6 protein-coding genes are annotated in these 13,439 nt (G+C 35.9%); all 6 read right to left on the minus strand.

Annotated features, from left to right (window positions below):
- Window positions 1-2: 2 nt before the first annotated feature.
- The 6 genes from E0F76_RS06725 to E0F76_RS06750 all read right to left on the minus strand — a co-directional run bounded on the left by E0F76_RS06725 (window position 3) and on the right by E0F76_RS06750 (window position 13,437).
- Window positions 3-2,729 carry an alpha-d-galacturonidase gene (locus tag E0F76_RS06725; protein ID WP_132003243.1) on the minus strand — a complete coding sequence of 909 codons (2,727 nt, stop codon included), beginning with the start codon at window positions 2,727-2,729 and terminating at the stop codon, window positions 3-5.
- Window positions 2,730-2,907: 178 nt separating this feature from the next.
- Window positions 2,908-4,827 (minus strand): exo-alpha-sialidase, encoded by a 1,920-nt coding sequence (locus E0F76_RS19585; protein WP_246021996.1) that lies wholly within the window; start codon window positions 4,825-4,827, stop codon window positions 2,908-2,910.
- A 148-nt stretch (window positions 4,828-4,975) separates the two neighbouring features.
- The gene (locus tag E0F76_RS06735; RefSeq protein WP_132003246.1) at window positions 4,976-7,732 is read right to left on the minus strand and encodes an alpha-L-rhamnosidase; all 2,757 of its coding nucleotides are present in this window, start codon (window positions 7,730-7,732) and stop codon (window positions 4,976-4,978) included.
- Between the two features lie 155 nt (window positions 7,733-7,887).
- The gene (locus E0F76_RS06740; protein WP_132003248.1) at window positions 7,888-9,456 is read right to left on the minus strand and encodes an MGH1-like glycoside hydrolase domain-containing protein; all 1,569 of its coding nucleotides are present in this window, start codon (window positions 9,454-9,456) and stop codon (window positions 7,888-7,890) included.
- Between the two features lie 89 nt (window positions 9,457-9,545).
- A complete protein-coding gene (locus E0F76_RS06745; RefSeq protein ID WP_132003251.1) occupies window positions 9,546-12,023 on the minus strand; it encodes a glycoside hydrolase family 95 protein in 2,478 nt (825 codons plus the stop codon).
- Window positions 12,007-13,437, minus strand: a complete 1,431-nt coding sequence (locus E0F76_RS06750) for an acetylxylan esterase (RefSeq protein ID WP_246021997.1) — start codon at window positions 13,435-13,437, stop codon at window positions 12,007-12,009. The genes E0F76_RS06745 and E0F76_RS06750 overlap by 17 nt, the downstream gene beginning before the upstream one ends.
- Window positions 13,438-13,439 lie beyond the last annotated feature (2 nt).

Genomic DNA, 13,439 nt, shown 5'->3' on the forward strand with positions numbered 1-13,439 from the left:
TTTTAATAGAACAACCAATCAACGGCTTCTTTTTCATCTTTTCCTATGTAGCCTACATCTCGAGATTTTATATCTTGATTGCCATCAATAAATCCTAAAACCAATACTTTTCCTTTTCCTAAAACCAGTTCGTTTTCGCCTGGTTGAAATAAATAAGTATGAATATTAATTCTTGGTAATTCCTTTAAATTCATAGCATTGGCCAAAATAACTTCGGCTTGACCGTAAGTATTTCCTGCTGCGTCTGTTTCCAAACTTGGCGGCAATAAAAATCTTTTTTGATCCGTATTGAAATACCCAATAACCACTTTAACTGCTTTCTTATTTTGGAATTTCAGTTTGGTACCCTTTTCATTTTGACCTAACTCTTCGAATGAAATTCCTTTTAAATTTTGCAATTCGGGAGCAACTTTTGTGATTTCTGAAATTGGAGTATCGTATACTTTGATTCCGTTTTTCACATCATAAGTGGTTGTGTTTTTATTCAACACTTTTACTTCTGCTGTTTGCCAAGCTTTAGCTTCTCCCTTAGCTATTTTACCATCTTTTGACGATTTTAAAAGCGCAATATTTCGTTTTAAGTTAACCAACTCTCTTTCGTAATGAGGCAACATTTCAATCCAAGTTTTATGCAAACCATCGTCTCCTCCAATTGGAATGCGTCGCTGCGCCGTTTGCATACTATTGGCATACAAATAGGTGTCTTTAGTCAAATTAACCAATTCTTGGTAATATTCGATACTTTTTTCTAAATGCGGTACGGCTTTATCCAAATCGGCAATATCATTCGAATGGCTGTAACGCAATACCAAAATCGCGGCTTTTACTTTTTCGGAAAAACAATCGGCGAAAGCTTTGTAGCAATAAGTATCGTTTTTAAGACGATCAAATTCGGCTTTGTCCTGAGTCACTTTGGCAGCAGCCAAATCAATTGCTTTAACTGCTATTTCTCCGTGTTTAGTAATTTCGCTAATGATTTGAGTTGGCGTTTCACCTACATGCGGAATTTTGTCCCATTCTTTTTGAGCATAATCGATAAGCAATTCGCCAATGGGTCCACAAGATTCATGAAAACCTGGATACACACGCCATTTGGCTGGATTGACCAACTGACTTTCGAACATTCCTAACAATAAGGTTTGGCGATTTCCTTCGGTAATTCCGAATCTTCTCAAGGTTTTTGGAGCAATTTCTCCAATTTCTTCATATGCTTTTAAAATCTGACTCGCCGACTCCTTGTCTGTTCCAAATTTGGTTGCTAACTGTGTACTCCAAAAAGAAATTTCATCTTTTCTGTCACGATTACTTTCCCAAGCATAACGTGCCCAAGCTTTGTACCAAATCCAATCGCGTTCCATTTCTAACAATCTTGGTTCGGTTTTATCCGCAGTATAAGGCCAATCCCAGTAAGACGCTTGTGGGTATAAATGCAAAGCATTCGCCCCGTGAATGTTGTGCATTGCTTGGATGCTTTTTTGAATAAAATCTGGCGATCCGTATCTAAAAGGCTCTAAATTTGCCAAAATATGCACGTTAGAGATATGAATAGAACCCAACGCGCTCAATTGACGGTGAGTTTCTGACCAAGGCCCACGAGGTTGATAAGTGGTTAATGATTCTCCATTGTACTTACTCATCGTATATAAATTCTTGTATAAAGGCAAGGCTTTTGCCATTACCAGAGGGGCATCGGTATCGTGAGAACGCAAGATAATTGGCGGTTCAACTGTCGTTCCTAAAGCTTTTAGACCATCTTGAACGCCTGGAATAATTGTTTTGGTAAACCATTCTACATCATCATCAACCGTATTCATGGCTTCCCCTAAGGCAACTAAAAGACCTACATTAGGATATTTTTCGATAAATGCTGCAATTGATTTTTTAGTATAATCAGCAATCAAAGGAGTAATCGGACGTTGTCTGTCTTGGGTTTTGATGTTGTAATGCTCCGCAAAAGGTTTGGAAACAATGATGTTGTAAAACATTTGAATCACCCAAATTCCTCTTTTGTTAGCTTCCTCTGTTAAGAATTTAAAGATTTCTTCATTTTTTTTGAAATCCTCATCACTCACCTCAACGGCAAATGGGTAGTCTTTCAATCGAACCAAAGAAGCAAACGGATGCCCGTTCCACAAATACAATGAATTAAGCCTGTTATTAACCATCATATCCAAGTATTCTGTCCAAAGTGCTTTGTTGTAAAACCATGGGAATGTTTCTGGCGTATAAGGATATTCATAAACTTCTCTACCGGGTAAATAATTCATTTTTTGAACCCCAATACAAGTTCCTCTCAAAACCATTTCTGGATTTTGTTGCACATTGATATTTTCAGGTAATTTCCCACCGATTTTAATACGTTCTTCTAATTCTAAAGCTCCATATAAAGCTCCAGAAGCATCCATTCCTTCGATAAAAATAATGTTCTTTTGTGTACTAATTTGGAAACCTTCTTTCTTAGTTAATTTACTTTCGTCTAATGCATACTTTTTAGTATTTTGTTTCCAATTATCCGTTCCCATTGCTCCAATAACAATAATTGAGTGACGGATTTTCTTTGGTAATTTATCTAAAAAAGCAACTTCATATCCTTTATCTTTTAAAGTTTGAGATAATTTTTCGGCGCCAAACAGCACTCTTGGTGCATTGCTATCGCGAACAATCGTGACAGTTTGCCCTGTTGCAAACGATACATAAAAAATGATAAATAGTAAGCTTAGGTATTTCATTGTATTTTTATTTTATTCCTCCAGCTAAAGCTGGAATTGTTTTTTTTGACCACAGATTACACAGTTTCTAACAGATTTAAATCATTTTCTTAAAATCTGCCGAATCTGCGTGCTATTATTTTTCACGCAGATTCGGCAGATTCTGCAGATTTTTGCAGATTACAAACTCATGTAATCTTTATTTATTATCAAAAATTTGTTTCAAGTAGGCCACATTAGCACCATAATTGCCTTTTACATCACGCACCATATTGACATCTCTAGAGCGTTCGATGATTAACCAACCACTCCATTGCATGTTATCGAGCGTTTTCTTAATTTCAGGAAGATTTACCAACTTGTTGTTTTGCAACCATACCCCATCAGTAGTTGAAGCATGAATTTGAGCGATATTATCTCTTCCTAATGTTTTTAATTCTTTGGCAATATCTCTACCATTATCAACGGCATTGGCAAAATTGAAGGAGATTTTGATATTTCTATTTCCTATTTCCTCCAAAAGCTTTTTATCTCCAGCAGCATCTAGGGAAGTTTCGACAGCAATAACACCTCCAATTTTATTTACTTGTTCACCTGCCCAACGAAGTCTTTCCACAATTTTAGAACGCAGCTCTGGATGTTTAACCAAATCACCTTCTGTACCTAAAGGTAAATAGGCTATTTGAACATTCATGTTTTTCATGGTTTCAATACAATCATTCACCATTTTTTCTACTGTTTCGCGCTCCGCAAAAGATTGTGCATAAAAACCTGACATAGCGATTGAGCTAATCTCAACGTTTGTTTCTTTGGATTTATCCAAGAATTTCTGTCTTTCAACAGGATCACCTAGTTTGCTTTCAAATGTTTCTCTAGCTCCTAAACTTCCCATATCCAATTCAATTCCATCCGATTTTATTTCTTTGGCTAAATCGAAAGCGCTTAGTTTTTGTCTTTTTAAAATCATCCAATCACATACCGCTACTTTATATCTGTCATTTTTTGGACCGGGCCAAACACCGTTTACAATAGGGAATGACACTAATTTTGATGGATCTATTTTTACATATTTAATCCGTTGTCTTCTCCAAGTATAGACGCAATGCAACATACCGTCAGACCCTTGAATAATAGCGGGATAGGAATATTGACTGATTTTTGAATCTTCTAATACCAATGCAGCATCCCAATTGACACCGTCTTTTGAAACTGCAATATTTAGTGGACTCCTAACTCCCTTTGTTTGGTCTTCACCTGGCCACACATGGTTGTAAATTAAAGCGTGTTGCCCGTTTTTCATCGTAACAGCATCAGTTCCTGAGCTGTTATTTGGCATATTCAAAAGGGTTAAATCCGACCAAGTAATCCCGTTATCTTTAGACCAAGTACTGAATAAATGTCTATTTCTGGTTCGCCCAATGGCTTGTATTTTTTTTCCTTTATGAAAAAGAATACTAGGTTGGATAGCATTAATTGTATCCTTTCCTCTAGACACAGTATCACTCATGTGCCACGTTTTTCCAAAATCAGGTGTGTATTCCATGCGCAAACGCCAGCCATCTCCTTCTATACTCGATGGACACAAAAGAGTTCCATTTGCTAATAAAACCGGTTTGTTTTTAATGGGGCCTAAATAGCCATCAGGCATTTTTTCTGGTTTAGACCAAGTTTCACCACCGTCTGAAGAACGTAAAATCATTCCCCACCAAGTTGAAGGGCTTGGACCTATTTTATAAAAAAGCATTAAATCACCACCCGGAATTTGGTACAAAACAGGATTCCATGTAGGTAATCTTGGACCTTCTTTCATCACGCCATTGGCCACCTCAACTCCTTCAGTCCATTTTCCATTTTTTCGTTTGCTGACCCAAATACCAACATCTGGATTTCTTTCATTAGTACCACCAAACCATGAGGCTATTAAATCTCCATTTGTTGTTTCTACAATTGTGGCAGCGTGGCAAGAGGGATAAGGGGCTTGATCAAAAATAAATTCATCTACAAGAATTCCCTCTTTCCAAGTTTTATCTTTTAATGCTATTTTATTTTCTAACGATGACTTGCAACTCCCTAAAATGATTATACAAAAAAGGGATAGTATTACTTTAAATGTCTTCATTACTTTTTGGTTTACTTTTATAATTGTGTTTTCTTATTTGAAGTTAAAATCACAATTATTAGATTAATTAAAATTTTATAAGTGTAAACATAACACTACATAAGCATTATTGCATCCTGTACTGTCCCGATTTTTTAATAAAAATGGTCTATTTTACTATAATTCTATAATTACCAGATGGTAATGTTACTACAATAAAGTCATTAACTTTATTGTAAATATTTGAAGATTTAACTAATTTTTGCTTATTTACTTGTACCTCAGAAATTTGTTTAGTTGGTAAGTAAACTTGAGCAGACGTATTACTTGGAATAGTTATATCCCATTGCAAATCATTTTTGTTTTTCTTCCAGTTGCTTTTTATCACTCCATGTATGGACTCATATGATGCATTCACATAAGTTAGACCTGCATTAAAATCAGGTTTCATAATTATTTGTTTGAATCCTGGAGTTTCAGGATTGCTCTTGATTCCCGCCATATTTTCGTAATACCAAATCAACAAATCCCCTAAAAGCATCACGTGATTTTGCGAGTTCATAGTTGGGTCTGCAGTATTTCCATTCCATAATTCCCAAATAGTAGTCGCGCCATTTTCCACCATATATCCCCAACTTGGATAGGTTTTATTGGATGCCAATTTAAAAGCTAAATCCCCTCTTCCAAAATCAGTCAAAGTTCGCATCAAAAATTGAGTTCCAATAACTCCTGTGCTAATATGTCCTTCTTTAGTCACCTCGACTTCATGAACCATATTCTGGAATACTTTCTCTTTATAGTTTTCAGGAACCATGTCAAATGCTAATGGCAATACATTTGCAGTTACCGTATTATTAGCATAGCTATTGGTTGCAACATTCAGATATTTATCATTGAATGCTTTTTTAACTCGTTTAGCTACGTCATCATAATGAGCGATATCTGTTTTATCAGCCTCAATTACAGTTGCGAATTTTTTCATTATTCCCAATAAATTATAATAAAAAGCGCTAGATAATACTTCTCCATCGGTTAGACGAGCAGGATCTTTGGAACGAATTAATTCTAAAGATTCTGGTGGTACACACCAATCTCCGTATTTGTCTTTCGTCATTAAATCGTCAACCAAATAATTGGCTTCCATATAGGTCATCCATTTTTTCATCGATGGATACTGTTTTTTTATCACTTCGGTATCTGCAAATTGTTGGTATAACATATCGGCCACAGTAATGTAAGTTCCAGGCCAAGTTACGCCATCTCCATAGTAGCGCCAAAAAGCAGGCGCTACATCTGGAATTCCGCCATCTTGAGTTTGTGCATTTTTAATATCATCCAACCATTTGGCATACAAGGTCTGATTGTTAAAAATAAAGCTTTCCCCATAGGCACCAGTTGTTCTATCACCTAACCAAGGTTGGCGCTCGTTACGCTGCGGACAGTCTATTGGCATTCCTTTGTAATTACCACGAATTCCCCAATAGGCATTCTTAAATATTTGGTTCATCGTTTCGTTAGACGAATCGAAAGTTCCCGTAGTTTTCATCTCATCATAGACAACTTTCCCCAAGAAATTATCTAAGTTAGGCTTTTGTTTAAAACCTGAAATTTCTACAAATCGAAAACCATGAAAAACAAATCGAGGTTCCCAAACTTCTTCCCCTTCTCCATTTAAAGTATATCGATCAGTTGTTTGGGCATCACGTAAATTGGCAATATATAAAGAACCGTCTTCTTGTAAAGATTCAGCAAATTTCATTGTGATTGTATCACCACGATTTCCTTTTACTTTAAGTTGCAACCAACCTACCATATTCTGACCCATATCCAAAATATAAGTTCCACTTGAAGTTGCTTTTATCGAAATCGGTTTAACCTCGCCCATTATTTTCATGTTGGGTGTCATTTGTGCTTCAAAAAAACCACCCGGTTCTTGGACCAAACTAGCATTTAACCAAGAAGCATCATTAAATCCATTGCTACTCCAACCTTTCATTTCCTTGCGGGCATCGTATTCTTCGCCGTCGTATTCGTTGTTCGACAAAATGGGACCATCAGTTGTTAATTTCCAAGTATCATCTGTTTTAATGGTTTCAGTGGTTCCATCAGTGTATTTTACATCTAGTATCATTGCCATTTTTGGCATCCCAAATGTTTTTATCTTATAAGGTTTGTAATCTTGACGCATCGTAAAAAAACGACCGTTTCCTAAAATCGTTCCCAAAGTATTTTTACCTTCTTTCAATTGCGAACTCACATCGAAGACATTGTATTTTACGTTTTTGGTATAGTCTGTTGGAACGGGAGCTAACACTTGATCTCCAATTTTGTTTCCATTGATGTACAATTCATACAAGCCCAATCCCATGATATACACTTTAGCCGACTTGATTTGTTTTTTTAAATCGATTTCTTTTCGCAAATATCTAGCTGACAATCTCGAAAACTGCGAAATACTATCTCTTTCTGAAGGTTTATCATACCCAATCCATCGGGTCGATTTCCAATCAGCATAAGTCAAAATTCCCATACTGAAATGCGCTATTTCGTCTGCTTTGGCTTCCCCTTTATTAGTCCAAACCTTAACTTTCCAATAAGCTTCTTTTCTGTTTTCTAATGGTTTTCCATTATAAAAAACATTAACCGATACATCCGTTGCAACTGTACCACTATCCCATAAATCCGCTGTGTTGGTATTCAATTTTTCTAAACTGGAAGCCACCAAAATTTGATAGGCCGTTTGTTGTACATCATTTACATCAGATTGTATTTGCCAACTCAATCTCGGTTGCAACACATCAATTCCTTCGGGATTATTGAGCATTTCGCATTGCAAATGTGTAACGCTGATTTTGTTTTGGGCATTCGCCAAAGAAAAACAAAGCGATGCAATTAGGATAAATGTGTATACAAAAGATTTTTTCATAGTTTTGTTTTTAAGCTGATTTGCTATATTTTTTTGACGCAGATTTGGCAGATCGATCAGATTCTTTTTGATTAACAATTTCCATCAAGTGTGCCATTTCATTACAAAAAAATCTGCGTTCACCCTTTTTAATTCGCATCATCTGCGTCCCAATTTTATTCCGATATTAATTTCTCCAATTTATCTGAAACCGCAATTTCCTTTCCGTTTTTGAAAATTCGAAATCCTTTTCCTTTATGGTATTTCTCTCCTGTTTTGTCCCAAAGAATGGTAATTATATTCCCGTGATACAACACATTATCCAAACAAAACCAATCCCATTTTTCTTGTGGAATCAAAGGATTGACTTCAATTTTTTCATCCGCTCTTGGACGTAAACCTACTAAACCGGTAATCAATAAATCATTGAAAGTCGAGTGATTGTAATAACGACTACGCTCTCTGTCACCCATTAACCAATATCCCGTGGTTTCGTCTAAATATTCGCCGACATACGGTAGACCACGATAGTATTGCGATTGTACATACAATTCCATTTGCTTGAAATAATCAGTTTTATCAACTACTTTTTGGTCGTAATTATTCAACACATTGGCCATTGCAGTTAAGGTTTGTGCTGTTGCAAAAGGCCAAATAGCACCATCCCATTCGCAAGTTCCACTTCCATGACTTCTAAAACGAGGACTTCTGCGTTCCGCTGTGGTTAAACCAAAAGGCGCCGAAAACCCTTTTTCATCCTTAATTTGTTCCCAAGCTTTTTCAAAACCTTTATTTTTTTGGGGTAAATTAAAATACCAAGGAATAAATCCAATCGCTTCTCGAACTTGTGCTAACGTATCTTTCTCAGTATAGGTTTCGAAGAATTCGTCTTTAGCATTCCATAATTTAGTTTCCACCAAATTTCTCAACGTATCTGCTTTGGCAGAAAAATATTCCGCTTGTTTAGTGGCGCCTTTCATTTTGGAAATAGTTGCCAATGCTTTGGCGTTTCCGTACATATAACTATTTATTGTTGGTCTAGCATTTCTAAATTTTCTAGCTCCACTCAAGGATTCTTCCATTCCATCTTTTACGTCAAATTGCCAGAACAAACCGTCTTTTCGCTTTCTATCGCCTTCCCAAGCAGCAAATTCTGAAACCAAATCAGGATATATATCCAACAAGAATTTATCGTCTTTGTTAACCAAGTAACGATTATACAAAGCATCCGCTGTCCAACTGCTGAAGGTTCGTAACTTTTTCATTGGTTTGCCTTCATTGCCTCTAAACCAAACATGCACATTTTGCTCAATATATTTTGGGTCGTGTAACCAGCGGAATTCATTGATGTGATGTCCCAATGCACAACTAATCAAGTTGAATTGATCCGCATACGAACGATCCACCAAAAACTCGGTAATGGCATATCCTTGTGGTGTATTCACTATATGTTTTCTTGCTGTCCACCATCGGAAATAATAGATTTCTTCCACATTTTGTTGCGGACATTCAAACAATGGAATATTGTTTTTCATCCACGTCCAAGCACTGTCATTTGGAATTGCAAATTTCAAATTTTCCTCTTCCATCGTGTTGAAATAATCCACATAATGTTTGAAGTTTTCTTTTTGTAAAACCACAGCATTTTCCTTTTTGGATTGATTCGCTGTTGATTTACAACCACTACTTATTACTGCAAATACAATTGCAAAGGCTATTATTTTATAGTTAAAATTTGTAAACATTTTGATTTATTTTTTAATTCACCATGTAAGCTTTAAAAGGTCATTGAAGCTAAACTTATATTTCCTTATATCACTTATATGGTTTATAATTACTTCGCCGAAAAACTATAAGTCTGTCCCGCTTTCATCTCGACATCATATTCATTGTATTTAGGCAATTTTACCTTTGGTAAGTTTGCTTCTTTAGCAATAATCGGTTTCTTCACTTCAACATCATAAAATAAAGGATTGCTGTTTTTACCTTTTGCTTTTTTAAGAGTAATTCCTTTGGCTGCTTTTAAGCTGTTTTCTAATTTTAATCGACAGTTTCCTCCTATTTTTGAATAAATTTTTAAGTTTGAAACTTTATTGTTTTTCCATGTCATATCAATAACAAAGCCACCTCTTGCCACTAAACCTTGGATGCTTCCGTTTTTCCAAACACCCGGTAAAGCAGGCAATAAATGAATCGCTCCTTCTTGACTTTGCATTAGCATTTCAGCAATTCCTGCGGTACAACCAAAATTCCCATCAATTTGAAACGGTTGGTGCGCATCGAACATATTCGGATAAGTTCCGCCCCCTTTTCTTTGTTCTGGAGTTACCAAATGCAATTGGTCTTCTAATAATTTATACGCGTGATTTCCGTCTAACAATCGTGCCCATAAATTTACCTTCCAACCCATAGACCATCCTGTTGATTCATCCCCTCTGTAATTTAAAGAATTCTTAGCCGCTTCAAATAATTCAGGGGTTTTGATTGGCGAAATTTGATTACTTGGAAACAATCCATACAAATGTGAAACGTGTCTATGATGATCTTCTGGATCATCCCAATCATTTTGCCATTCCTGCAATTGACTGTGCTTTCCAATTCTCATAGGAGACATTTTAGCTAAAGCTACACTTAATTTATTAGTAAAATCTTTATCAGGAGAAACCAAAAGTGAGGCTTCAATTACGTGTGTAAACAAATCAAAAACCAATTGATTGTCCATAGTAGTACCAGAAGCTATAGTTGATTTGCCATCTTCACCTGCATGTGTGTTTTCAGGAGAACAGGAAGGAACAACTACCAAATAACCAGAATTTGGATCGGTAATCATAAAATCTAAAAAGAACTCCGCAGCTCCTTTCATTATAGGATAGATTTCAGAGAGATACTTTTTATCTCCAGTATACAAATAGCGTTCCCATAAATCTTGTGAAACCCAAGCTCCACCAGTAGGCCACATTCCTGAAGCAGCATAATCTACTGGACCCGTAATACGCCAAATATCCGTATTATGATGCAGTACCCATCCCTTTGCCCCATACATCATTTTGGCAGTTTCTTGACCACTAATGCTTAAATCTTTTGCCATCTGAATAAACGGTTCGTGCATTTCAGTAAGATTCGTCAACTCAGCTGGCCAATAATTCATTTCCCCATTAATGTTCATGGTGTATTTACTTTCCCAAGGAGGTGAAAGCATATCGTTCCAGATTCCTTGTAAATTAGCGGGCTGCCCTCCAGGTTGCGAACAAGAAATTAACAAATAACGTCCAAATTGAAAATACAAAGCAGCCAATTGTGGATCAAATTGTTTCGAAAAATTTTTTATTCTCTCATCCGTTGTTTCTTTCATTGCAGGAGTTGTCCCCAAATCCAATGACACCCGATTGAAGAATTTTTGATAATAAGAAATATGTGCTCTTTTTATATCGTCAAAATTTTTCTTCAAAGCTGATTGTAAATAATCTTTACATTTTAGCTCCTGATCTTCACCTAATGTTTTGTAATCAATAAAATTTGTTGCGATTGAAATATACACCGTCGCTTCATCTGCCCCAGTAATACTGATAATACCGTTTTTAGAACTCAACATTCCCCCCGTATTTTTTACGGTCGTTCTCCCTTGAAATTTTATTTTACCTTTTTGCTCTTCATAAGTCCCCCCAACTCCAGAAAGTACGATATCACTCCCTTCTGAATACGTAAATGTTTTATCAAAAGGACTATTCATCATCAGATTGCAAGTAATCATTCCAGGTTTACTAGCTGTCAATTTCACAGCAACTACTTGGTCGTCAAATGAGGTTAAAATTTCTCTTTTATATTCCACACCATCAACTACATATTTTACAGTTGCAGTGGCGTTTTCAATATTTAAATCTCGGTAGTAATTGGTATAATTAGCATGTCCGGAAAACGAAATAAACACACTACCAAATGTTTGATACGGCATACCATTATTGGTCTGAGACATAATGTCTTTTGTGGCTAAATCTTGTGCTTTCTTAAACTTTCCATCAAAAATTAACTGACGAACTTTTGGAAGTGCTTCTAATGATTTATTGTGTGCATTACTATTAGGAGAACCTGCCCAAATCGTTTCTTCATTCAATTGCAAACGTTCAACTGAAGGGTCTCCAAAAACCATTGCACCTAAACGGCCATTCCCTAAAGGTAAAGCTTCGTTCCAAATACTTGCCGGTTTATTGTACCAAAGTTTTAATTCACTTGTACTTTGTGCCAGCAGATTATGGCTAGCAACAAGTAATGAAATACCTACAAAAACCGTCTTGAATTTATTTTTTAACATCATATACTTTATTATTTTTTTCTCCAAACATTTCATATAATTTATCTATGTCTTTTAACGCATTGGCTGGCAATTTCTCCCCTTTATCACCAAAAACAAACATTTTTTCATATGGTTCAATCACACAAGTTGACTCATCGATTTCGCCTTTTTTATTTTTAACTTTATTCAAATCCAAACCTAAATACTTTGCCATAAAAGGATACATTGCCAAACGTTTAGAAACACCGTAATCATGTCCTTCTTTTGGGAAATGCGCGTTTTCAACTAAATTCTTTTTACCATATAAATCATATGTTTTTTGAATAAAAGGAAACTCTAATTCAGGAACAAAAGCAGTCCAATCTCCTCCATCAGAAATTACTAACTGAGGTTTTGGAGCAGCCATAGCTGCTATTTCAGCATTATTAGTTCCGTTGCCACATAAATGAATACCACGTCCACTTTCGCAAGGACAACCACCCGAAAAGTGAGACGAAACCATTACCACAGGAACTGATACTGTGATTCTATCATCTAAAGCGGCCAAAAACATAGTATGCGAACCTCCTCCTGAACCTCCAGTGACTCCCACTCTAGTAACGTCTGCATATTTAATTGTAGCTATATAATCCAATAATCGTATTCCACTTAAAGCTTGAATCGTAGCCGCAATACTATTTCTGTGTGTTTCAGAAGGAAATTGAAGCAATGATTCTCCCCAAGCAAACAAATCATAACTCACAACAATTGCTCCCATTTGGGCCAAAATAGCACATCTTTTCTGCTCATCTGCACGGTAACGACCATCCCCAAAATGACCATTTGGCGTGATAATAATAGGGGCTTTTTTATTTAAAGGATATGGTTTATAAATAGATCCTGTTGTATATACACCGGGAAGAATTTCTAATCCAATATTTTCTACACTATAATTTTTATAGTTGCGAATTGGAGTTAAAATAGGTTTTGACTTTGGCATTGGCAGTGCTTTATCTAAACCTAATGAAGTTCGCATGCAGTCTTGCAATAGTTTTTTTCTTGTTTGCCAAGCAGTTAAAGTTGGATACAAATTGGTCAAATAATGCAACTTATCCGTGGCTTTATCTATTGATGTTTTGTAATGTTCGTATTTTCGAATTTGATAACTGCCGTCTGGCTGTTTGAAATACATTAACTCAAAAGGCGCTAGAACATTTGCCAAAGAAACTTCTAGATTATCCTGTTGAATTCGCCAATCGGCGTAATCCAATTCTTTGTCCTTCAACAAACCTCTATCATCGGAAATTTTGATATGAAATAGCGATTCCATTTTTTGTAAGGTTTCCGTAATTGGCTTTCTATAATTATCGTCCGATGTTTGCGTTTGCCCATTTGTAAGTGTCAATGCAAAAATTGAAACCAATAAAGCAAATCGTGTTTTTTTAATTTTAATCATTT

The sequence above is a fragment of the Flavobacterium cellulosilyticum genome, assembly GCF_004349355.1.
Classification (GTDB): Bacteria; Bacteroidota; Bacteroidia; order Flavobacteriales; family Flavobacteriaceae; genus Flavobacterium; species Flavobacterium cellulosilyticum.